The organism is Pseudomonas sp. BP01, assembly GCF_022760795.1.
GTDB classification, from domain to species: domain Bacteria; phylum Pseudomonadota; class Gammaproteobacteria; order Pseudomonadales; family Pseudomonadaceae; genus Aquipseudomonas; species Aquipseudomonas putida_Q.
In genome coordinates this window covers 116,278-136,767 of record NZ_JAFBKA010000017.1, presented here as the reverse complement: position 1 = coordinate 136,767, position 20,490 = coordinate 116,278, and the positions used below count along the sequence as shown (strand labels likewise).

At 62.8% G+C, this 20,490-nt stretch carries 19 protein-coding genes, 5 tRNA genes and 1 pseudogene; 14 read left to right on the top strand and 11 right to left on the bottom strand.

The genetic code is table 11. The features are described 5' to 3' along the window. Positions 1 to 3: 3 nt before the first annotated feature. The 3 genes from JOY50_RS17045 to JOY50_RS17035 all read right to left on the bottom strand — a co-directional run bounded on the left by JOY50_RS17045 (position 4) and on the right by JOY50_RS17035 (position 2,040). Entirely contained in the window at positions 4 to 432 is a 429-nt protein-coding gene (locus JOY50_RS17045; protein WP_132844723.1) for an organic hydroperoxide resistance protein, read from the bottom strand. 140 nt (positions 433 to 572) lie between these two features. Further along, positions 573 to 1,028 carry a MarR family winged helix-turn-helix transcriptional regulator gene (locus JOY50_RS17040; RefSeq protein WP_019473421.1) on the bottom strand — a complete coding sequence of 152 codons (456 nt, stop codon included), beginning with the start codon at positions 1,026 to 1,028 and terminating at the stop codon, positions 573 to 575. A gap of 58 nt (positions 1,029 to 1,086) precedes the next feature. After that, on the bottom strand, positions 1,087 to 2,040 hold the full coding sequence (locus JOY50_RS17035; RefSeq protein ID WP_132844725.1) for a LysR family transcriptional regulator: 954 nt from the start codon (positions 2,038 to 2,040) through the stop codon (positions 1,087 to 1,089). A gap of 113 nt (positions 2,041 to 2,153) precedes the next feature. Between JOY50_RS17035 and JOY50_RS17030 the strand changes: the two genes are divergently transcribed. Further along, on the top strand, positions 2,154 to 2,903 hold the full coding sequence (locus JOY50_RS17030; RefSeq protein ID WP_033692725.1) for a sulfite exporter TauE/SafE family protein: 750 nt from the start codon (positions 2,154 to 2,156) through the stop codon (positions 2,901 to 2,903). A 58-nt stretch (positions 2,904 to 2,961) separates the two neighbouring features. On the opposite strand, the gene JOY50_RS17025 is transcribed toward JOY50_RS17030, so the two are convergent. Next, entirely contained in the window at positions 2,962 to 3,813 is an 852-nt protein-coding gene (locus JOY50_RS17025) for a LysR substrate-binding domain-containing protein (protein ID WP_243055561.1), read from the bottom strand. A 97-nt stretch (positions 3,814 to 3,910) separates the two neighbouring features. On the opposite strand from JOY50_RS17025, the gene JOY50_RS17020 reads away from it, so the two are divergent. Beyond that, complete coding sequence (locus JOY50_RS17020; protein WP_019473417.1) at positions 3,911 to 4,129, top strand: DUF1127 domain-containing protein; 219 nt, start codon at positions 3,911 to 3,913, stop codon at positions 4,127 to 4,129. Positions 4,130 to 4,173: 44 nt separating this feature from the next. Here the strand turns inward: JOY50_RS17020 and JOY50_RS17015 are convergent, their stop codons facing one another. Beyond that, positions 4,174 to 5,520 carry a class II 3-deoxy-7-phosphoheptulonate synthase gene (locus JOY50_RS17015; protein ID WP_132844728.1) on the bottom strand — a complete coding sequence of 449 codons (1,347 nt, stop codon included), beginning with the start codon at positions 5,518 to 5,520 and terminating at the stop codon, positions 4,174 to 4,176. 115 nt (positions 5,521 to 5,635) lie between these two features. Between JOY50_RS17015 and JOY50_RS17010 the strand changes: the two genes are divergently transcribed. Both JOY50_RS17010 and JOY50_RS17005 read left to right on the top strand, forming a co-directional pair. Further along, positions 5,636 to 6,391, top strand: coding sequence for a spermidine synthase (locus tag JOY50_RS17010; protein WP_132844730.1), 756 nt, complete (start codon positions 5,636 to 5,638; stop codon positions 6,389 to 6,391). Positions 6,392 to 6,855: 464 nt separating this feature from the next. Next, a complete protein-coding gene (locus tag JOY50_RS17005) occupies positions 6,856 to 8,538 on the top strand; it encodes a DEAD/DEAH box helicase (protein WP_016500932.1) in 1,683 nt (560 codons plus the stop codon). Positions 8,539 to 8,628: 90 nt separating this feature from the next. Here JOY50_RS17005 and JOY50_RS17000 read toward each other — a convergent pair whose 3' ends face one another. Continuing rightward, positions 8,629 to 9,396, bottom strand: a complete 768-nt coding sequence (locus JOY50_RS17000) for a class III extradiol ring-cleavage dioxygenase (protein WP_243055560.1) — start codon at positions 9,394 to 9,396, stop codon at positions 8,629 to 8,631. Between the two features lie 110 nt (positions 9,397 to 9,506). Between JOY50_RS17000 and JOY50_RS16995 the strand changes: the two genes are divergently transcribed. After that, positions 9,507 to 10,157 (top strand): thiopurine S-methyltransferase, encoded by a 651-nt coding sequence (locus JOY50_RS16995; RefSeq protein WP_138736930.1) that lies wholly within the window; start codon positions 9,507 to 9,509, stop codon positions 10,155 to 10,157. Between the two features lie 47 nt (positions 10,158 to 10,204). Here JOY50_RS16995 and htpX read toward each other — a convergent pair whose 3' ends face one another. Both htpX and JOY50_RS16985 read right to left on the bottom strand, forming a co-directional pair. Further along, on the bottom strand, positions 10,205 to 11,092 hold the full coding sequence (gene htpX, locus JOY50_RS16990; protein ID WP_016500929.1) for a protease HtpX: 888 nt from the start codon (positions 11,090 to 11,092) through the stop codon (positions 10,205 to 10,207). A gap of 276 nt (positions 11,093 to 11,368) precedes the next feature. Further along, positions 11,369 to 12,580 (bottom strand): pyridoxal phosphate-dependent aminotransferase, encoded by a 1,212-nt coding sequence (locus JOY50_RS16985; protein WP_019472411.1) that lies wholly within the window; start codon positions 12,578 to 12,580, stop codon positions 11,369 to 11,371. Positions 12,581 to 12,748: 168 nt separating this feature from the next. On the opposite strand from JOY50_RS16985, the gene msrB reads away from it, so the two are divergent. Continuing rightward, a complete protein-coding gene (gene msrB, locus JOY50_RS16980) occupies positions 12,749 to 13,144 on the top strand; it encodes a peptide-methionine (R)-S-oxide reductase MsrB (protein WP_016500928.1) in 396 nt (131 codons plus the stop codon). Between the two features lie 13 nt (positions 13,145 to 13,157). Then, positions 13,158 to 13,646 carry a glutathione peroxidase gene (locus tag JOY50_RS16975; RefSeq protein WP_132846947.1) on the top strand — a complete coding sequence of 163 codons (489 nt, stop codon included), beginning with the start codon at positions 13,158 to 13,160 and terminating at the stop codon, positions 13,644 to 13,646. On the opposite strand, the pseudogene JOY50_RS16970 reads toward JOY50_RS16975, so the two are convergent. Next, positions 13,636 to 15,994, bottom strand: a pseudogene (locus JOY50_RS16970) (response regulator). The gene JOY50_RS16975 and the pseudogene JOY50_RS16970 overlap by 11 nt on opposite strands. A gap of 105 nt (positions 15,995 to 16,099) precedes the next feature. Here JOY50_RS16970 and JOY50_RS16965 point away from each other — a divergent pair. Then, the gene (locus JOY50_RS16965) at positions 16,100 to 16,987 is read left to right on the top strand and encodes an ATP-binding protein (protein WP_243055558.1); all 888 of its coding nucleotides are present in this window, start codon (positions 16,100 to 16,102) and stop codon (positions 16,985 to 16,987) included. Then, positions 16,988 to 17,470 carry a GAF domain-containing protein gene (locus JOY50_RS16960; protein ID WP_063425495.1) on the top strand — a complete coding sequence of 161 codons (483 nt, stop codon included), beginning with the start codon at positions 16,988 to 16,990 and terminating at the stop codon, positions 17,468 to 17,470. 129 nt (positions 17,471 to 17,599) lie between these two features. Here the strand turns inward: JOY50_RS16960 and JOY50_RS16955 are convergent, their stop codons facing one another. Next, positions 17,600 to 18,367 carry a hypothetical protein gene (locus JOY50_RS16955; RefSeq protein WP_132846951.1) on the bottom strand — a complete coding sequence of 256 codons (768 nt, stop codon included), beginning with the start codon at positions 18,365 to 18,367 and terminating at the stop codon, positions 17,600 to 17,602. A 376-nt stretch (positions 18,368 to 18,743) separates the two neighbouring features. On the opposite strand from JOY50_RS16955, the gene JOY50_RS16950 reads away from it, so the two are divergent. The 5 genes from JOY50_RS16950 (at position 18,744) to JOY50_RS16930 (ending at position 19,306) form a co-directional block, all read left to right on the top strand. Beyond that, positions 18,744 to 18,819: transfer RNA gene (locus tag JOY50_RS16950), tRNA-Glu, on the top strand. A gap of 4 nt (positions 18,820 to 18,823) precedes the next feature. Beyond that, positions 18,824 to 18,899: transfer RNA gene (locus tag JOY50_RS16945), tRNA-Gly, on the top strand. Between the two features lie 91 nt (positions 18,900 to 18,990). Further along, a tRNA-Glu gene (locus JOY50_RS16940) sits at positions 18,991 to 19,066 on the top strand. A 3-nt stretch (positions 19,067 to 19,069) separates the two neighbouring features. Further along, a tRNA-Gly gene (locus JOY50_RS16935) sits at positions 19,070 to 19,145 on the top strand. 85 nt (positions 19,146 to 19,230) lie between these two features. Then, a tRNA-Gly gene (locus JOY50_RS16930) sits at positions 19,231 to 19,306 on the top strand. Between the two features lie 96 nt (positions 19,307 to 19,402). Here the strand turns inward: JOY50_RS16930 and JOY50_RS16925 are convergent. Continuing rightward, positions 19,403 to 20,485, bottom strand: a complete 1,083-nt coding sequence (locus JOY50_RS16925) for a fimbrial protein (RefSeq protein WP_138736927.1) — start codon at positions 20,483 to 20,485, stop codon at positions 19,403 to 19,405. Positions 20,486 to 20,490 lie beyond the last annotated feature (5 nt).

The window sequence follows — 20,490 nt, the reverse complement described above, 5'->3', positions numbered from 1 at the left end:
GACTTAAACCGTCACATGCAGGCGCACATCCACGTTCCCGCGGGTAGCGTTGGAATACGGACAAACTTTGTGAGCCTTTTCCACCAAGCCTTCGGCATCGGCCTGGGCCAGGCCCGGCAGGCTGATGTGCAGGTCGATGTCCAGCCCGAAACCGCCCGGGATCTGGCCAATGCCTACCTTGGCGGTGATCGAGGCATCGGCCGGCAGGGCTTTCTTCTCTTGCCCGGCTACAAATTTGAGGGCGCCGATGAAGCACGCCGAGTAACCGGCGGCGAACAGTTGCTCGGGGTTGGTGCCGTCACCGCCTGCGCCGCCCAGTTCCTTGGGGGTGCTCAGCTTGACTTCCAGCTTGCCGTCGCTGGACTTGGATTTGCCGTCGCGCCCACCGGTGGAGGTAGCTTCTGCGATGTACAGCGGAGTGACCTTTTGCATCTTGAGCCTCGCTAATGTGCTGTGCGCTCCCGGTTGAAGGAGGGCGCGGGTTGGTGTGGGATTTAAATTAGCGCGCAAATAGTTTGCGCGCAAGATAAATAATCACCGTCCATCCGAACGGCCATTGCACAGCATAGCTGTCAGAGGTTTTTCTGCAGGTTCTCGCGCAGGTTCAGCAAGTCGGCCTGCAGTTGCTGCAACTGCTCCAGGCTGCGCCCGCTGGCCTTGAGGATGCACTGCGGCACCTCTTTGGCCTGCTGTTGCAGGGCGCGGCCCTTGTCGGTCAGCTGCACCATCACCACCCGCTCATCTTCCCGGCTACGGTTGCGCTGCAGCAGGCCTTCGCTTTCCAGGCGCTTGAGCAGTGGCGTGAGCGAGCCCGGGTCGGTCAGCAGGTGCTGGCTGATTTCGCCCACGGTCAGGTCGTCGCGCTCCCACAGCACCAGCATGGCCAGGTACTGCGGGTAGGTCAGGCCCAAGGCTTGCAGCAGCGGTTTGTAGACTTTGGTCATCAGCAACGAGGTGGAGTGCAGGGCGAAGCAGACCTGGTTGTCCAGCAGCAGCTCGTCACAGGAGGCTTGGGTGTCGGCGTTCATGCAGGTCCTTGAAATTGATCAATGGGGAATTCTGGCACGCTTGTTTTTAGTGCGCGCATTACTCGCGCAGTTCACTGCGCAAGGCCAGGTCCCAGGGTGGAATCGGGCTGAAGCGGCTCTTGAGGAATTCGAGCAGCAAACGGCTGCGAGAGTTCGTTTCATGTTCCAGGCGTAGTGCGTAAATGCCGCTGGTCTCGGCTTCCGGCAGGCCGCCGTCGCAAAACAGCGGCATCAAATCGCCACGCAGCAGGTACTCGCTGATCAGCCAGGTGGGCAGGTGTGCCACACCCAAGCCGGCGAGGGCGCCGCACAGCAGGGTTTCGGCATTGTTGGCGGCCATGCGCATGCGCGCAGGGCGGTACAGGCGCGTTTGCCCGGCCACGTTGAAGCGCCAGGCGAACGGCGGTGCCAGGCCATCCCAGTCCAGGCCGTCGTGCCCGGGCAGTTCGCTGGGGCAGGTGGGCATGCCGCGGTTGGCCAGGTAGGCGGGGCTGGCGCAGGCGATGCGCACCATGTAGGCCAGCGGCGTGGCCACCAGCCGGGTATCGGCCAAGGGGCCGGCGCGCAGCACCAGGTCGACCTCGCCCAGGTGGCTGCCATGCAGGTCGACGAAGCTGTCGATCAGGCGCAGTTGCACGTCCAGGCCTGGGTAGGCCACCAGGAAATCGGCGATGGCCGGGGCCAGGTGGCGGCGGCCGAACGCGGCGGGGGCGTCGATGCGGATCAGGCCTTCGGGGGCGTTGCTCAGCGATACCGCCTCGGCCCGGGCCAGGCGCAGCTCCTCGATGATGCGCCTGGCCCGTTCGGCAAAGGCATTGCCGGCGGGTGTGGCGCGCACGGCGTGGGTGCTGCGGGTGAACAGGCGGCTGCCGACGGCGTTCTCGAGGTTGTCGATGCGCCGGGCCACAGCGGACGGGGTCAGCGGGTGACGGCGGGCGGCGGCGGAAAAACTGCCGGTCTCCAGCACATCGAGGAACAGGCTCAACTGGGCGGTGAGGGTATCGGGGCTCATGGCTGCCTTGCTTTTGCGAAAAACGCACAGCCATTGTGCGCTGCTGTGCGTTTCCCTGCCAGCACACAGTCGTTAGCATGCTCGCATTATCTGTACAGGCGGAAGAGGCCCTGATGATCGAGTGGTTGTTGTATATCGCGCTGGGCGCTGCACTGGGCACCATGGGGGGCTTGTTCGGTATTGGTGGCGGGCTGATCGCGATTCCCGCGCTGGGTGTGCTGTTTGGTCTGGACCAGCAGTTGGCGCAGGGCACGGCGCTGGTGATGGTGGTGCCGAACGTGCTGCTGGCGTTATGGCGCTATCACCAGCGCAACCGCATTGAGCTGCGCCATGCCTTGCCGCTGTCGGCGTGCAGCTTCCTGTTCGCCTGGCTGGGGTCGATCTGGGCAGTGGGGCTGGATGCGCACTCCATGCGCCTGGGCTTTGTCGGCTTTCTGGTGGCCCTGGCGGTGTGGAACGTGGCGCGCATGTTCATGAAGGTGTCGCCGCCCAGTGCCGAGCTGCGTTATGCCTGGCCATGGCTGGGCGTGTTGGGCAGCTTTGCCGGCACCATGGGCGGCTTGTTCGGCGTGGGCGGGGCGGTGGTGGCCACGCCGATCCTGACCAGTGTGTTCGGTACCACCCAGGTGGTGGCGCAGGGGCTGTCGCTGGCGCTGGCCGCGCCGAGTACCTTGGTGACGTTGGTGACCTATGGGGTGCACCACAGTGTCGACTGGGGGGTGGGGGTTCCGTTGGCGGTGGGTGGCTTGCTCAGCATCAGTTGGGGGGTGAAGCTTGCCCATGCGCTGCCGGAGAAGGTATTGCGGGCGATGTTCTGTGTGTTTTTGGTGGTGTGTGCGGTGATGCTGGGGTTTGAACTGTGAGATTGTGGGGCCGCGTTGCGGCCCATTCGCGGGACAAGCCCGCTCCCACAGGCCCCAGTTACTTGAAACCCTCAACGATGTAATCGGCCATGCAGTCGGTAATCGGCGAGGGGGGCTGCGCACTGCGCACCAGCATCACATTGGCCACCGGCAACTGCGGCAGGCCGTCCTGTTCACCCAGTATGCGGATGTTCCCGGTGATCAGGCTTTGCAGCTGCGCGGTCACGGCCAACCCTGCCGTGACAATGGCAAAGATCGCTGCCAGGCTGGGGCTGGTATAGGCAATGCGGTAGTCGATACCCTGCGCTTCCAGCGCATTGCAGGTCCAGGCCCGGCAGAAGCAGTCGGTATTGAACAATGCCACAGGCATCGGCCGCTGTTCCTGCGGGCAAAAGCCTTCGGCGGCGGCCCATACCAAGCGCTCCTGGCGCAGCAGTTGGCCAACCTCGTTGCCTGGCTCGCGGGTGACGATGGTCAGGTCCAGGTCCTGGCGCAGCATCAGTTGCTTGGACGAGTCACAATGCACCTCCACCTGCACCAGCGGGTAGGCCTGGGCAAAGCTCGACAGAATGGTTGGCAAAAAGCGCATGGCGTAGTCGTCGGGCGTACCGATACGCACCAGCCCGACCATGTGCGGCATGCGCAGGGTGTTGAACACCTCGCCATGCAACTTGAGGATGCGCCGTGCATAGCCCAGCAGCACCTGGCCCTCGGCGGTCAGGCGTACCTGGCGGCCGTCGCGCTCGAACAGCTGGCGCTGCAGGATGTCTTCTTCAAGGCGTTTCATTTGCATGCTCACCGCCGACTGGGTGCGGTTGACCACTTCGCCAGCGCGGGTGAAACCGCCTTGCTCGGCAATGGCGACGAAGGTGCGCAGCACGTCCGGATCGAGGCTCTGGTACTGGGACATTGCATCAATCTCCGAGATGCACGGCATCAGAAACATTCGTTGGATTGATCTTAAGCCCGGCGCGAGACTGAGGTCATCCAACACGGAGGGCTTCACGATGAAAGGTCATGTCAGCACCATCCAGCAACCCGCCTTGTCCCTGAGCCACCTGTGGCATGCGGCCCTGCAGCGCCCGGCGCGCTGGCTGCAGCTGTACCGCCAGCGCCAGGAGCTGGCCAGCCTCAGTGATGCAACCTTGCACGACCTGGGGTTGAGCCGGGCGGATATCCAGCAAGAGGCCGAGCGGCATTTCTGGGATGACCCGCTGAGAAAATGAGTGTGGGCCGGGGCGCCTGGCTTCTCAAGGCATGCGCCCCAGCCTCACCGCCGTACCTGCTTCAACGTCTCTGCAATCAAAAACGCCAGCTCCAGCGACTGATCGGCATTCATCCGCGGGTCACAATGGGTGTGATACCGGTCAGACAACGCATCTTCGGTGATCGGCCGGGCGCCGCCGATGCATTCGGTGACGTTCTGCCCGGTCATCTCGATATGAATGCCGCCAGCATGGCTGCCCTCGGCCTGGTGCACCTGGAAGAACTGCTTCACCTCATCCAGAATCTGCGCAAAGTCGCGGGTCTTGTAGCCGCTGCTGGCCTTGATGGTGTTGCCGTGCATCGGGTCGGAGCTCCACAGCACCTTGCGCCCCTCGCGCTCGACGGTGCGGATAAGCCCCGGCAGGTGGTCGCCCACCTTGCTTGCGCCCATGCGCACGATCAGGTTCAGGCGCCCGGGGTCGTTGGCCGGGTTCAGCGTGTCGATCAGGCGGATCAGCTCTTCGGGGTTCATGCTGGGGCCGACCTTGACCCCGATCGGGTTGTGCACGCCGCGCAAAAACTCCACGTGGGCGCCGTCGAGTTGGCGGGTGCGGTCGCCAATCCACAGCATGTGCGCCGAGCAGTCATAGTAGTCGCCGGTCAGGCTGTCCTGGCGCACGAAAGCTTCTTCGTAGTTCAGCAGCAGCGCTTCGTGGGCAGTGAAAAAGCTGGTTTCGCGAAGTTGCGGCGCGCTGTCCAGGCCGCAGGCACGCATGAATGCCAGGGTTTCGTCGATGCGGTTGGCCAGTTGGTGGTACTTGTCGGCCAGCGCCGAGTTGGCGATGAAATCCAGGTTCCACTTGTGCACCTGGTGCAGGTCGGCAAACCCGCCCTGGGCGAAGGCGCGCAGCAGGTTGAGGCTGGCGGTGGCCTGGTGGTAAGCCTGCAGCAGGCGGTCCGGGTCGGGGATGCGGCTTTTGGCGTCAAAGCCGATGCCGTTGACGATGTCGCCGCGGTAGGCGGGCAGGGTGATGTCGCCGATGGTTTCATCGCCCGAGGAGCGTGGCTTGGCAAACTGCCCGGCCATGCGCCCGACCTTGACCACCGGGCAACCTGCAGCAAAGGTCATGACAATGGCCATCTGCAGCAGCACCTTGAAGGTGTCGCGGATTTTTGCTGCCGAGAACTCGGCGAAGCTCTCGGCGCAGTCGCCCCCTTGCAGCAGGAAGGCGCGGCCTTCGGTAACCTCGGCAAATTGCCTGCGCAGCTCGCGTGCCTCGCCCGCGAACACCAGCGGCGGGTAGCTGGCGAGGGTCTGTTCAACCTTCAGCAGGTGCGCGGCATCGGGGTAGGTCGGTTGCTGCTGGATCGGCAGGGCGCGCCAGCTGTCAGGGCTCCACGGTCGGTTCATCTCGGGCTCGGTCTTGTAGGTTGTAGGCTATAGGCCATGGTAACAGTTGGCGCTGCGCTTGTTGCATCAAGGGTGTTGACGGACAATGCGCGTTTTGTGCGGGTAGGTGGTGAGCATGACGGCGGAACGGGAAGAGCGGCTACTGGCACGGGTAGAGGACGCTTTTGGCGTCATCAGCGTGTATGAAGTAGACGACTACCGCTTTCTGGAATTTGGCGATGCCATCGAGCAAAGCTGCGTGTTCACGGCCGACCCCAGCTGGCTGGAGTACGACTACACCCGCGCCATGCTGGTGGGGGCGCTGTGCCATGAGCAGCCGGAGAGCGCGTTGTTTCTCGGCCTGGGTGCCGGCACGCTGACCCAGGCGTGCATGAAGTTCTTGCCGCTTGAAGACATCGAGGCCATCGAGCTGCGCCCGGACGTACCGCGCCTGGCCATGGAACACCTGGGCCTGGATGACGACCCTCGGTTGTACGTGCGCATCGGCGATGCCATCGAGTTGCTGCCCACGGCCGAAAAGGCCGACCTGTTGTTTGTCGACCTGTACACCGACCACGGGCCGGGCGTGGGGCACCTGGCGTGGAATTTTCTGGAAAACTGCCAGCAGCAGCTGAACCCGGGCGGCTGGCTGGTGATCAATCAGTGGGCCACCGACGACGGCAGGCCGCTGGGCGCAGCGTTGCTGCGCGGGTTGTACCACCGGCATTACTGGGAGCTGCCGGTGAAGGAGGGCAATGTGATCTTGCTGGTGCCGGCTGACCTTGAGCAGACGCTGGACCTGGAGGGGCTGCGGGCCCGGGCCGAAGCCCTGGCGCCGCAGCTGGGTTATAGCCTGGATGGGTTGATCAAAGAAATTCGGCCAGCTACCTGAGAGGCTGGCACGGTCCCTGTAGGAGCGGCCTTGTGTCGCGAAAGGGCCGCAGAGCGGCCCCAGCAATGTATGCGGCGACGCTGAAATTCTGGGGGCGCTTCGCACCCCTTTCGCGACACAAGGCCGCTCCTACAGGGGCTGCTTCATGCTTCTGGGAATTATCGATTCAGCGTGGATTGATTGGTGGCCCGGTAATGGCTTTGCACCCTGAAAAAATTCCTCACGCCACCCCTTATTTCGGGTATAGTACGCGCCGGTCTTTTAGCGGACCTCAAAATCAGGTGGTGCAAATCCTCCGAGTCCAGCTTCGGCTGCACGTCCGCTAGGCGGACCTTCCTACGTTTTCTTTTTCAATCGTTTTCGCAAATCCCCGCCGCCAAAGCTGCCTGGGTGACCTGACGGTCTTTCAAGGCATGTGCAGCTTTGGAGCATGGGTCTTTGCGGATGCACCTAGAGGCAGACCCATGACCCAGGAAACCGGCGGCTTCGCCGCTCTCGATCTTAATCCGAACATTGTTGCTGCTGTTGTGGCTACCGGCTACGAAGAGCCGTCCGCCATTCAGCAACAATCGATCCCGATCATCCTCGCCGGTCACGACATGATCGGCCAGGCGCAGACTGGCACCGGCAAGACCGCTGCCTTCGCCCTGCCGATCCTCAACAAGATCGATGTGAGCAAGCGCGAACCGCAAGCCCTGATCCTGGCGCCAACCCGTGAGTTGGCGCTGCAAGTTGCTACCGCTTTCGAAACCTACGCCAAGCAGATGCCGGGCGTGAACGTGGTTGCCGTATACGGTGGCGCCCCGATGGGCCCACAGCTGCGTGCAATTCGCAACGGCGCGCAAATCGTCGTGGCCACCCCAGGCCGTCTGTGCGACCACCTGCGTCGTGACGAAAAAGTCTTGTCCACCGTGCAGTACCTGGTACTGGACGAAGCCGACGAGATGCTGAAGCTGGGCTTCATGGATGACCTCGAAGTGATCTTCGACGCAATCCCGGCTACCCGTCAGACCGTACTGTTCTCCGCTACCCTGCCGTCGTCGATCCGTTCGATCGCCGAGCGCCACCTGCGCGAGCCCAAGCACGTCAAGATCCAGACCAAGACCCAGACCGTAACCGCGATCGACCAGGCCCACCTGATGGTCCACGCCGACCAGAAGATCCCGGCTGTGCTGCGTCTGCTGGAAGTGGAAGAGTTCGACGCGCTGATCGCCTTCGTGCGTACCAAGCAAGCCACCCTGGACCTGGCCGCCGCGCTGGAAGCCAAAGGCTACAAGGCTGCTGCGCTGAACGGCGACATCGCCCAGAACCAGCGTGAGCGCGTGATCGACTCGCTCAAGGATGGCCGCCTGGACATCGTCGTCGCCACCGACGTCGCTGCCCGTGGTCTGGACGTACCGCGCATCACTCACGTGTTCAACGTGGACATGCCGTACGACCCGGAGTCCTACGTGCACCGTATCGGCCGCACTGGCCGTGCCGGTCGCGAAGGCCGTGCGCTGCTGCTGGTCACCCCGCGTGAGCGCCGCATGCTGCAGGTAATCGAACGTGTGACCGGGCAGAAAGTTGCCGAAGCCCGCCTGCCGAATGCCCAGGCCGTGCTGGATGCCCGCATCAAGAAGCTGACCTCGAGCCTGGCGCCGCTGGTAGCCGAAGCAGAAGCCACCCACGGCGAACTGTTCGACCGCCTGACCACCGACCTGGGTTGCAGCGCACGTGCGCTGGCTTCGGCCTTGCTGCGCAAAGCCACCAATGGCCAGGCGCTGGACCTGGCTGCGGTAGAGCGTGAGCAGCCGCTGGTGCCGGGCGTTGGTGCCCCGCGTGGCGAGCGCAGTGAGCGCCCTGACCGTGGCGAGCGTCCTGACCGTGGTGACCGCGAGCGCCGTGCGCCGCTGCCACTGGCCGAAGGCCGTGTACGTTGCCGTACCGCCCTGGGTGCCCGTGACGGTATCGCTGCCAAGAACCTGCTGGGCGCGATCCTCAACGAGGGTGGCCTGGCGCGTGACGCCATCGGCCGCATCCAGGTGCGCGACAGCTTCAGCCTGGTCGAGCTGCCGGAAGATGGCCTCGAGAAGCTGCTGTCCAAGCTCAAGGACACCCGCGTGGCTGGCAAGCAGCTGAAGCTGCGTCGCTATCGCGAGGATTGATCCTGGCGCAATAAAAAAATCCCCGGTCCAGGCCGGGGATTTTTTTTGCCTGTACCGGCCCTTTCGCAGGCTTGCCCGCGAAGAGGCCCTTCAGTCGAACCGATATATATCCATCCCCAGCGCCCCCAGGGTAAACCCCTGATGCACCACCCCAAACTTGCCCCCAGCCCCCAGGGCAAAGAACAACGGCAGCAAATGCTCATCACTGGGGTGGTTACGCACCGCAAACGGCGCCTGCTTCCGGTAATCCAGCAATGCCGCCTGGTCATCAGCCTGTAGCCGCTCCACCACCCAATCCCTGAACGCCAGCGCCCACGGCTCGATCACATCCGGCCCTGCGTGCCAGTCCAGTTCCCCCAGGTTATGGGTGATGCTGCCCGAACCCACCAGCAAGATGCCCTCGTCGCGCAAGCTTGCCAGCGCCTGGCCCACCTTCACCTGCAACCCAGGCCCCATGTGGCTGGGCAGGGAAACCTGCACCACCGCAATGCTCGCGTCCGGGTACATCAGCGACAGCGGTACCCAGGCGCCATGATCGAACGGTCGCTGAGCGTCCAGCCGGGCTGGCAGCCCGGCAGCCTTCAGCAACTCGCTGACCTGGCCTGCCAGGGAAGGCTCGCCCGGCGCCGGGTATTGCACCGCATACAATGCCGGTGGAAAACCGTAGAAATCGTGCCAGGTTTCTGGTTGTGCACTGCTGGTCACAAGCAGTTCACGGCTTTCCCAGTGCGCCGACACCACCACGATTGCCTTGGGGCGTGGCAGGCTGTTGGCCAGCCCGGCCAAAGCCGGCCCGCTGGCACCGGGGTGCAGGGCGAGCATGGGGGAACCATGGGAAATGAACAGGCTGGGCAGCATGGCAAGGTCCTGAGGGTTAAGATGCACTCATCTTCGATCAGAAACTGATCGATATCCATCGCAAGTTTTACGCGTTTTCTATCGGTTTACTCGATAAACAAGGAGCAACCATGGAGCCAGCGTTCTGGCACAAGCGGTGGGCCGACAACCAGATCGGCTTTCACCAAGGGCAGGTCAATTCATACTTGCAGGCGCACTGGCCGGCGCTGGGCCTGGCGCCTGGCAGCCGCGTGCTGGTGCCGCTGTGCGGCAAGAGCCTGGACCTGGTCTGGCTGGCCGGGCAGGGGTACCGCGTGTTGGGTGTGGAGCTGTCGCGGCGGGCGGTGGAAGATTTCTTCCGCGAGCACGGCCTTCAAGCCGAGGTGCAGCAACGCCGGGACTTCGAGGTTTGGCGCAGTGGTGACGTGGAGCTGTGGTGTGGTGATTTCTTTGCGTTGCGTGCGCAGGATATCGGCGACTGCGTGGGGCTGTATGACCGGGCGGCGCTGATTGCGCTGCCGGCGCAAATGCGCGCGATGTACATGCAGGTGCTGACGGCTTGGCTGCCGGCGCATTGCCAGGGTTTGGTTGTGACCCTGGATTATGACCAGTCACTACTGCCCGGGCCGCCGTTTTCAGTCGGGGACGCAGAGGTGCGGCAGGGGTTTGCAGGGTGGCAGCTGAATCAACTGGAGGCGGTAGAGGTGATTCAGGAGAGCCCCAAGTTTTTGCAGGCCGGGGTTTCCAGTCTGTTGGAGCGGGTTTACCGGCTTGGCCGGTAATACGAAAAAGGGCGACCGAAGTCGCCCTTTCTGTATTGCCCAATGGATCAACCGCGACGGCGCAGGGCCTCGATACGGTCTTCCAGTGGCGGGTGGCTCATCAGCAGCCCGGCCAGGCCGTGCTTGAGGCCACCGTTGATGCCAAAGGCTTTCATGGTGTCGGGCATGTGCACCGGCAGGCCTTGCTCCACACGCAGGCGCTGCAGCGCGCCAATCATGGCGGAGGTGCCGGCCAGCTGTGCACCGGCTTCGTCGGCGCGGTACTCGCGGCGGCGCGAGAACCACATCACGATCATGCTGGCGAGGATGCCCAGGATCAGCTCGGCAACGATGGTCGCCACGTAGTAGGCAATGCCCTGGCCCTCTTCGTTCTTGAAGATGACCTTGTCGACGAAGTTGCCGATGATGCGTGCGAAGAACATCACGAAGGTGTTCACCACGCCCTGCACCAGCGCCAGGGTGACCATGTCGCCGTTGGCTACGTGGCCGATCTCGTGGGCCAGCACTGCCCGCACTTCATCGGGCGAGAAACGCTCCAGCAAGCCCTGGGACACGGCTACCAGCGCGTCGTTGCGGTTCCAGCCGGTGGCGAAGGCGTTGGCCTCGTACGCCGGGAAGATACCCACCTCGGGCATTTTGATGCCTGCTTCACGGGACAGCTCTTCGACCGTTTGCAGCAGCCACTGCTCGTGGCGGGTGCGCGGCTGGCTGATGATCTGGGTGCCGGTGGTCATCTTCGCCATCCACTTGGAGATGAACAGCGAGACGAGGGAGCCGGCAAAGCCGAACACGGCGCAGAACACCAGCAGGCTGCTGAGGTTCAGGTCGACCCCGTTGGCGGCCATGAACCCGTTGAAACCGAACAGGCTCAGGGTAATGCTTGCAACCAGCACCACCGCGAGGTTGGTGGCCACAAACAACAGAATGCGCATCATGGTTGTTACGTTCTCCTGACGGATGAATTGTCGCTTACTGCGGGGTATATAAGGGGCCTGTCGCGTGGATTCAATCGTGCGACTATTTCAAACTGTGTACGGCGGAGTATGGCAGAGGATGGCGCGGGGGCAGTGGGATAGAGCGTTGCAGGATGTAAGAAACACCCTGTGAGAGTGCGAGGGGCTGCTTTGCAGCCCATTCGCAGCGCAAGGCTGCTCCTACAGGGGAACGCGTACACCTGTAGGGGCAGCCTTGCGCTGCGAAGAGGCCATCATTTACTGCGAATAAGTGCGCAGGAAATTGCCGATCCGGCCAATCGCCGCTTCCAGGTCGTCCACCCGCGGCAAAGTCACCACGCGGAAGTGGTCCGGCCACGGCCAGTTGAACGCCGTACCTTGTACGATCAGCAGTTTTTCCGACAGCAGCAGGTCAAGCGCGAACTTCTCGTCGTTGAGAATCGGGCACACCTTCGGGTCGATGCGCGGGAATGCATACAGCGCACCCATCGGCTTCACGCAGCTGACCCCCGGGATTTCGTTGAGCAGCTCGTAGGTACGGTTGCGCTGCTCCAGCAGGCGGCCTGGCGGCAGCACCAGGTCGTTGATGCTCTGGTAGCCGCCCAGTGCGGTCTGAATGGCATGCTGGGCCGGCACGTTGGCGCACAGGCGCATGTTGGCCAGCATGTCGATGCCTTCGATGTAGCTTTGCGCGTGGTGCTTGGGCCCGGAAATGATCAGCCAACCGGAACGGAAACCCGCCACCCGGTACGACTTGGACAGGCCGTTGAAGGTCAGGCACAGCAGGTCGGGGGCCAGCGAGGCGGTGCTGATGTGCACGGCTTCGTCGTACAGGATCTTGTCGTAGATCTCGTCGGAGAACACCACCAGGTTGTGCTGGCGGGCCAGCTCCAGCATGCCCAGCAGCAGCTCCCTGGAGTACACCGCGCCGGTCGGGTTGTTCGGGTTGATGATCACCAAGGCCTTGGTGTTCGGGGTGATCTTGGCCTTGATGTCTTCAAGGTCGGGGAACCAGTCGGCCTGTTCATCGCACAGGTAGTGCACCGGCTTGCCGCCAGCCAGGCTCACTGCGGCAGTCCACAGCGGGTAGTCGGGGGCCGGGATCAGCACTTCGTCGCCGTTGTTCAGCAGCGCCTGCATCGACATGACGATCAGCTCGGACACGCCGTTACCGAGGTAGATGTCCTCGATGGTGACGCCTTCGATTTCCTTTTGCTGGCAGTACTGCATCACCGCCTTGCGTGCGCTGAACAGGCCTTTAGAGTCGCTGTAGCCCTGTGCGGTAGGCAGGTTGCGGATCACATCCTGGAGAATTTCATCAGGCGCCTCGAAGCCAAACGGCGCCGGGTTGCCGATGTTCAGCTTGAGGATGCGGTGGCCTTCCTCTTCCAGGCGCTTGGCGTGCTTGAGCACTGGGCCGCGAATGTCGTAGCAGACATTGGCGAGCTTGTTCGATTTGCTGAACTGCATGATGGGATCCCGATATGAGAAAACGCGCTACGCCCCGCCGAAAGGTTTGAAACGGCAGGAAGCGGGTGCCAGACTGAACGCCTGGCACACGAAGCCAACTAATATACGTGCCACCCGCGCCCCGGAAAAGACGGTGCGGGGTGAAATTCAGCCTGCCGAGGTTTCCACATGAAAAAGATTGAAAAAACCCTGGATGAATGGCGGTCGATGCTCGACCCCGAGCAGTACCAGGTATGCCGCCTCAAAGGCACTGAGCGGCCGTTCAGCGGCAAGTACAACAGCGAGCGCCGCGATGGTATCTACCACTGCATCTGCTGCAGCGCGAAACTGTTCGATGCGCAGACCAAGTTCGATTCCGGCTGCGGCTGGCCAAGTTTCTACGCGCCGATCGAAGACAGCGCGATGATCGAGATCCGTGACACCTCCCACGGCATGATCCGCACCGAAGTCACCTGCGCCCGCTGCGACGCGCACCTGGGCCACGTGTTCCCCGATGGCCCGCCACCAACTGGCCTGCGCTACTGTATCAACTCGGTGTGCATCGACTTGCGCCCGCGTGACTGACCGGAGCCCGAACATGGCTGGATCGATGCTGGACATCCCCTGCGTGACCCTGGGCGGCGAGCACAAGAAGCTCGGCGATTTCCCGGGCAAGGCGTTGCTGGTGGTCAATACCGCCAGCCAGTGCGGCTTTACCCCGCAGTACAAGGGCCTGGAACAACTGTGGCAGGCCTACCACGAGCGTGGCCTGGTGGTACTGGGCTTCCCGTGCAACCAGTTCGGCAAGCAGGAACCGGGCGATGCGCGGGACATTGCGCAGTTTTGCGAGCGCAACTTCGGCGTGAGCTTCCCGCTGTTTCGCAAGGTCGAGGTCAACGGCCCGGGCGCCCACCCGCTGTTCGTCGAGCTCAAGCAGCGCGCACCGGGCATTCTCGGCAGCCAGAAGATCAAGTGGAACTTCACCAAGTTCCTGGTCGACCCGGCCAGCGGCCAGGTGACGCGTTATGCCCCCACTACCAAGCCACGGGCCCTGGAAGCAGACATCGAGCGCCTGCTCAGCCGTTGAGCGGCACCCAGTGCTCGACCAGCGCCAGTAGCTCTTCGCGGCGGAACGGCTTGGCCAGGTAGTCGTTCATGCCCGCCGCCCGGCAGCGTTCGCGCTCCTCGGGCATGGCGTTTGCGGTGAGCGCGACGATTGGCAGGTCGGGCCAGCGGCCGCTCTGGCGGATGCGCCGGCTGGCTTCGTAACCGTCCATCACCGGCATGTTGCAGTCCATCAGCACCAGGTCGAAATCATCCCGCTCCAGCAGCTCCAGGGCCTCGGCGCCCTGGGTGGCCAGTTGCACCTGGCAGCCGAGCTTGGCCAGCATGCCCTTGGCCACCAGCTGGTTCACCGGGTTGTCTTCTACCAGCAGAATCCGCGCACGGCCTGCCTCCAGGGTGATGGCCGGGCTGGCCAGCGGGTGTTCGGGGTCAAAGCCTTGGAGGGTTCGGCGCAGGGTCTGGTACAGGGCGTTGCGCGCCAGCGGTCGGGCCAGTTGATGAAGTGGGGCGAGGGCGGCCGATTGCTCGCTGGGCAAGAAGTTGCCGTAGGCGGTCACCAGCAGGATGGGGGTTTTCAGCGTTTGGCGCAGGTCGAACAGGTGGTCCACGTCGTCGGTAATCAGCAGGTCCATCGCCATGGCGTCCAGCGTCGCGCTGCTGTCATGCCGCTGGTAGGCCAGGCCCCAGGCGGGCAGCAGGCCCTGCAACAGTTCGTTAAGCCCACTGCCTGCAGCGCTCAGGGCGGCTACGCGCCCGTGCAGCGGCGCCGGGGCGATGGCTTCGGTGTGCTCGGCCAGCGGCAGTTCGGCGCTGAAGCAGCTGCCAAACCCCGCTTCGGAGCGAATGTGCAAATGGCCTTGCATGGCCTTGCACAGGTTGCGCGTCAGGGCCAGGCCCAGGCCCGTGCCGCCGTACTGGCGGGTGATGCCGGCGCCGGCCTGGGTGAATGGCTGGAAGATCCGCGCCTGGGCCTCTTCGGGTATGCCGATGCCGGTGTCGCGCACCTCCAGGCGCACGCCGCCGACGATGCTCACCAGGCGCACATCGACACGGCCAAAGCGGGTGAACTTCAACGCGTTGGACAGCAGGTTGCTGACGATCTGCCGCACCCGCGTGGGGTCACCGAGCACACTGCTGGGGAAGTCGCGGGCAATCAGGCAGGTCAGCTCCACGCTTTGCGCCGTGTTTTGCGACAACAGGTTAGCGGTGTCTTCCACCATCGAGCCCATGTCGAACGGGATGTGTTCCAGCTCCAGCTGGCCCGCATCGAACTTGGACAGGTCGAGGATATCGTTCAGCAACTCCACCAGCACTTTGCCCGAGTCGTGGGCTATCGCCAGTTGTTGGCGCTGCTCGCTGGGCAGCGGGCTGTCCAGGGCCAGGGCGATCATGCCGAGCATGCCGTTGAGCGGGGTGCGGATTTCGTGGCTCATGTTGGCCAGGAAGGCAGCACGCGCCTGGGCCATGTCCAGTGCGCGGCGGCGCGCTTGTTCCAGCTCCTGGTTGGACAGGCTCAGGCTGCTGTTGCTGGCCTTCAGTTCGTTGGTGCGTGCCGAAACGATGTCTTCCAGTTCGTTCAGGTACTGGGTAAGACGGTTTTCCGCAGTGCGCCGCTGCTCGATCTCGGTGGCCATGCTGACGAACTGCTGGTTGGCGACCTTCACCAGCACGCCAATTTCGTCGTGTTCGTGGCCGTGTGGGCAGTCCAGGCGGGTTTGCCGTGGTTTGCGCGGGTCGCTGCCGCTGAGCGCGCCGATCACCTTGACCAGCGGTTTGGTCAGCATCATGTAGAACAGCGCCAGCAGGAGGCCGGTCAGCACCAGGCTGCGGGCAAAGCCGTTGAGCAGGGTGATGCCGGCGCGTTCGAGAAAGCGGCTGCCGAAGGCGTAGGTGTCGACATCCAGGTACAGGGTGCCGAGGTATTCCTCGGGCATGTGCGTCAGGTACAGGCGTGCCTTGAACTGGCGCTGCTCCCCGAACAGAAAGTCGCTCAGCGGACGGTAGCGGTCTTGCAGCCTGGGCCGCTCGACATCGGCCAGCACGGTTTCGTTGTTGTCGATCAGCCGTGCACGGATGACGGCCGGCGACTGCAACAGGCCGCGGGTCAGCTCCAGCGCGAGTTCCGAGTCGATGTTGTAGGCGATGCGCGAGGCCGGGTTGTGGCTGATTTGCAGCAACGCGTTCACTTCACGGTTGATGGACGCGTCTTCGCTGGCATAATCGATGCCGATCTGGATGAGACTGAGCAATGTTCCCAGGATGAAGCCGACCAGGACTGTCAGCCGGGCTTGCTTGTATGACAGGCGATTGGTGAACTTGATATCCATGAGTCCCGAGCCGGTTTTCACGTTCCTTGCGCTGCGCAAGCATAGCCGAATAGCCCCGGCTGCTGGCGGGTCTGTCTGTTCATTTCAGTTGATCGCCAAGCGGGGGCCGCTCTGCGCCCCCAAAAAACTGAAATTGTTAGGAGTCGTCATGGACGCTCGCTTGATTGCTTTTCTGGACCGCGCCGAATCGGTACTGGCGCGCCTCGAACCCTTGTTGCCAGCACAACGCCCGAGCATCGACTGGGGCACCACCCTGGCCGCCCGCTGGCAGCGCGATGGCCGCAGCGGCTACCTGCTGCCGCTGGAAGTCAGCCTGGACATCCGCCTGACCGACCTGATCGGCGTCGACAAACAGCGCGACCAGCTGGGCCGCAACACCCACCAGTTCATCAATGGCCTGCCAGCCAACCATGCGCTGCTGTGGGGCTCGCGTGGTACCGGCAAATCGTCGCTGGTGCGCGCCTTGCTGGCCGAACATGCCGGCGCCGGCCTGCGCCTGATCGAAATCGAACGTGACCACCTCGCCGACCTGCCACGGGTGGTCGAGCAGCTGCAGAAGCTGCCGCAACGCTTCATCCTGTTCTGTGACGACCTGTCGTTCGAAGCCGGGGAGGGCGACTACCGGGTGCTCAAGAGCGTGCTTGATGGTTCGCTGGAGCAGGCGCCGGACAACGTGCTGCTCTACGCCACCTCCAACCGCCGCCACCTGGTGCCCGAGAAGGAGAGCGACAACGAAAACTGGAAGCGCGTGGACGGCGAGCTGCACCCCAGCGAAGCGGTGGAAGACAAGATTGCCTTGTCTGACCGCTTTGGTCTGTGGCTGTCGTTCTACCCGTTTACCCAGGACCACTTCCTGAATGTGGTTGAGCACTGGATCGGCCAGCTTGCAAAACCTGCCGGCCTTGCCTGGCGGCGCTCCGAAGAACTCGACATCCTCGCCGTGCGCTGGGCCACCGGCCGCGGTAACCGTAATGGCCGTTGTGCCTATCAGTTCGCCCGCTACTGGGTCGGGCTGCAATTGCTGGAGCAAAAGTAAATGATCGACCTCAATGCCAGTGGCGCCGGCCTCGACGGCTACAACCTGCTGGCGGCGCAAGTGCAGGCGCTGTTTGCCGACGAGCGTGATTTCATCGCCAATGCCGCGCAGTTTTCGGCGTTTCTGTACAACCAGGTGGACGACCTGAACTGGGCCGGGTTCTACCTTAACCGCAACGAAGAACTGGTGCTGGGCCCGTTCCAGGGCCAGGTGGCGTGCGTGCGCATTCCGTTCAGCAGGGGCGTGTGCGGTGCAGCGGCGGCAACGCGGCAGACCCAGCGGGTGGAGGACGTGCATGCGTTCCCGGGGCACATTGCCTGCGACAGCGCGTCCAACAGTGAGCTGGTCATCCCGCTGGTGAAGGAGGGCAGGCTGATTGGTGTGCTGGACCTGGATAGCCCCAAGGTTGGGCGGTTCAGCGAGGCGGACCAGGTGGGGCTGGAGCGGTTGGCGGCTATCTTCCTGGAGCTGACTGACTGCTAAGTGTTGCATCGCCTGTGCTGGCCTCTTCGCGGCTAAAGCCGCTCCCACAGGGATCACACCAGGCCTGAGGGCGATGCAGTACCTGTGGGAGCGGCTTTAGCCGCGAAGAGGCCAGTACAGGTTCAAGCGTCAGTCGTAGATCACCTTCTTCTTCCAGGTCTCTTCCTCATCGGTCTTGAGCCCGTCGGTCAATTCGTTGTGCTCGTCCTCCGCCGGTGCCATGCGGTCCAGCACCTGGGCATTGGCACGGGCCAGCAACTTCTCCAGATACGTCAGCTGCTCTTCATACACCTTCGGCTCCGGCTGCTTGCGCAGGTACTGCACGCCGCGCTCGAATGCCAGGCGTGCCTGGCCCGGCTGATTCTTCTGCAAGGCCTGCTGGCCGAGGTTGTTGAAGAACTCGATGTGCAGCAGCACCAGGATGTGGCGGATTTCCTTGACCCAATGCTTGGCCTCGGGCGTGGGCAAGAAGCCTTCATGGGCTGCACGGGTTACCTGGTTGTGCGTGGCCTCCAGCAAGAAGCGCACGTCCTTGGCCTTGACCTCGGTGTGGATCGGGTTGGGCGGGTTGTTCACCGGGATCTTTTCGCCCAAGGCTATCAGCCCCTCCAGCTCGGCGATACGCGCCTTGAGTTCGGCATTGTGCTTGTCCACTGCCAACTGGCGCTGGTTAAGGTTCAGCTCCAGGCGGGTCAGCAACAGCTTGAGGGCCGGGGTCATGAACTGGCCGGGGAAGGTCTCGGTGATTTCGCCACAGCGGCGCAGGCGGTCGGCGAGCTCGATCTTGGTCCGCGCGCGTTCGAGCTTGCCGTTCTCGACCACATTGTTGAGGTAGCCGATCACGATCAGCAACGCGATACCCGCCACGATGAGCAGGGTGATCAGAAGTGGTGTCACCGTTAATGCCTCATTGAAGAAGAATTACAGCTTTGAGTGTAGTGAGTTTGCCAAGAGGCGAACAGCGGCTGTATGCCTGTGTCGGCCCTTTCGCGGCTAAAGCCGCTCCCACAGGTACTGCACAGGCCTGAGAGCGGCGCGGTCCCTGTGGGAGCGGCTTTAGCCGCGAAGAGGCCAGTGCAGGATGACTTCTCTCTATATCGACAACCCGGCCCGCATCTGCACCTCAACCCACCCGGAAGTCATTGATTTAAATAAATTTCTACAAAGGGGTTGACGCCTTCCCGAACCATCCATAGAATGCGCGCCACTTGCAGCGTAAAGCACACAGCGAAACGCGGCAGGGAGTGAAAGCAGGCAGTAATGCCAGCAGCGTGTCCCCTTCGTCTAGTGGCCTAGGACACCGCCCTTTCACGGCGGTAACAGGGGTTCGAGTCCCCTAGGGGACGCCATATTGCGGGAATAGCTCAGTTGGTAGAGCACGACCTTGCCAAGGTCGGGGTCGCGAGTTCGAGTCTCGTTTCCCGCTCCAGTTTCTCCGGCAACGCCTAGCGGCGGGGCAGGAAAAGAAAATCCAGGGTGAATCGTGAGGTTCAAGTCTGGTGCACTGAAAAGTGTTGTGTGTCCCCTTCGTCTAGTGGCCTAGGACACCGCCCTTTCACGGCGGTAACAGGGGTTCGAGTCCCCTAGGGGACGCCATTTGCGGGAATAGCTCAGTTGGTAGAGCACGACCTTGCCAAGGTCGGGGTCGCGAGTTCGAGTCTCGTTTCCCGCTCCAGTTTAAATACTGTGGCGTCTATGCGGTGCAGTGGTGGTGAAGGTCTTCATGGCGCTTCACGCCGAAAGCGGTAAAGTTTAAAAATGCGGGAATAGCTCAGTTGGTAGAGCACGACCTTGCCAAGGTCGGGGTCGCGAGTTCGAGTCTCGTTTCCCGCTCCAAATATGTAACGCAAAAGGGGACCTTCGGGTCCCTTTTTGCGTTTTAGTCGTTGTGCGGCCAAAAACGGGCCCGGGGCGGGTCCCCAGGCCGTCAGCTCAACGGTACTCGATGGTGAAGTTCAAGGCCCCCTTGGCTTCCCCTGCGGTGACCACAGGTGCAGTCTGGTAATAACGTGCACGCAGGTCAAAGCGCATGGTGCCTGGAGTGACAGCAGCCATGTCGAGGAACTCTTCCAGTTTCAAGGGTGTGTTGTCACTGCGTAGTACCTGGATGCCGATACCGCTGGCAGATGAGTCAGTCGTCAGGCTGAAAAGGCCGAGGTCACGATCGATCGGCACCGAACCGTCCACACCGTCCAGGCGCATGAACGCGCGGGCAACGCTGCCTGCCGGGTCGTCCTCGCAGTCGCTGAGGGTGATGAAGAAATCGACCGGGTTGGTGGTGGTGTGCTCCCCGGTGAACTCGGCGATGTCATGGTTGCCCAGTTGTACCGGGTTGGCACTGACCGCGTCGGCCTTCAGCGTGCACTGGGCTTGCATGACTTGGCCATTGAGGGTCAGCCGAAGTGCGTCGCCCACATCACTCATGGTTGCCCTGGCTACTTCCTGGCTGAATGATTGCGGCCCTGGGGGAATGGTGCCGGTCTTGATCAGCGCAATGTACTGGAGGCGCTGGATGTTCGTGGTCAAGTTATTGGGGGTCATCCTCTCGCTATGTTCGGCCAGGAAGGGTAGGGCGCCGATGCCATCGACCGCTTTGAAGTGGTTATTCGCCGTGCCGTTCAGAAAACTGCCAAACTGCACGTACAGGCCCACACCGGGGATACTGGTCTGCAACACCTTGCCGTCCACGTTATGGCCATCGACTGTCGGGAATGTGCCAGGGGCCAGGGGCAATGGCGTGGTGACATTGGCGGTCATCGTCCTGAGGCCGTCGCTGTCGCAGATCAGCCGGGCACCATCGGTCCCCGTCATGATCTGTGGGCCCCATGAGGCGATCTTGCTAGGCACAGGGGCATCCCTGGCCACCCATGCTGTGGCGGGCAGGTTGAGGTTGAACAGCATCGGTCCGGGGGTCGATTCCCACCTGCATTCGTCAGCGGCCTGTACGGCGCTGGTCACCGACAACATGCCCAGGATGGTAGCGATGCTCAGGTTCATGGAAAATTTGCGAGGCATTCTGT

Coding starts and splice junctions, on each gene's coding strand:
- JOY50_RS17045 (WP_132844723.1), bottom strand. CDS start 432: ATGCAAAAGGTCACTCCGCTGTACATCGCAGAAGCTACCTCCACCGGT.
- JOY50_RS17040 (WP_019473421.1), bottom strand. CDS start 1,028: ATGAACGCCGACACCCAAGCCTCCTGTGACGAGCTGCTGCTGGACAAC.
- JOY50_RS17035 (WP_132844725.1), bottom strand. CDS start 2,040: ATGAGCCCCGATACCCTCACCGCCCAGTTGAGCCTGTTCCTCGATGTG.
- JOY50_RS17030 (WP_033692725.1), top strand. CDS start 2,154: ATGATCGAGTGGTTGTTGTATATCGCGCTGGGCGCTGCACTGGGCACC.
- JOY50_RS17025 (WP_243055561.1), bottom strand. CDS start 3,813: ATGTCCCAGTACCAGAGCCTCGATCCGGACGTGCTGCGCACCTTCGTC.
- JOY50_RS17020 (WP_019473417.1), top strand. CDS start 3,911: ATGAAAGGTCATGTCAGCACCATCCAGCAACCCGCCTTGTCCCTGAGC.
- JOY50_RS17015 (WP_132844728.1), bottom strand. CDS start 5,520: ATGAACCGACCGTGGAGCCCTGACAGCTGGCGCGCCCTGCCGATCCAG.
- JOY50_RS17010 (WP_132844730.1), top strand. CDS start 5,636: ATGACGGCGGAACGGGAAGAGCGGCTACTGGCACGGGTAGAGGACGCT.
- JOY50_RS17005 (WP_016500932.1), top strand. CDS start 6,856: ATGACCCAGGAAACCGGCGGCTTCGCCGCTCTCGATCTTAATCCGAAC.
- JOY50_RS17000 (WP_243055560.1), bottom strand. CDS start 9,396: ATGCTGCCCAGCCTGTTCATTTCCCATGGTTCCCCCATGCTCGCCCTG.
- JOY50_RS16995 (WP_138736930.1), top strand. CDS start 9,507: ATGGAGCCAGCGTTCTGGCACAAGCGGTGGGCCGACAACCAGATCGGC.
- htpX (WP_016500929.1), bottom strand. CDS start 11,092: ATGATGCGCATTCTGTTGTTTGTGGCCACCAACCTCGCGGTGGTGCTG.
- JOY50_RS16985 (WP_019472411.1), bottom strand. CDS start 12,580: ATGCAGTTCAGCAAATCGAACAAGCTCGCCAATGTCTGCTACGACATT.
- msrB (WP_016500928.1), top strand. CDS start 12,749: ATGAAAAAGATTGAAAAAACCCTGGATGAATGGCGGTCGATGCTCGAC.
- JOY50_RS16975 (WP_132846947.1), top strand. CDS start 13,158: ATGGCTGGATCGATGCTGGACATCCCCTGCGTGACCCTGGGCGGCGAG.
- JOY50_RS16965 (WP_243055558.1), top strand. CDS start 16,100: ATGGACGCTCGCTTGATTGCTTTTCTGGACCGCGCCGAATCGGTACTG.
- JOY50_RS16960 (WP_063425495.1), top strand. CDS start 16,988: ATGATCGACCTCAATGCCAGTGGCGCCGGCCTCGACGGCTACAACCTG.
- JOY50_RS16925 (WP_138736927.1), bottom strand. CDS start 20,485: ATGCCTCGCAAATTTTCCATGAACCTGAGCATCGCTACCATCCTGGGC.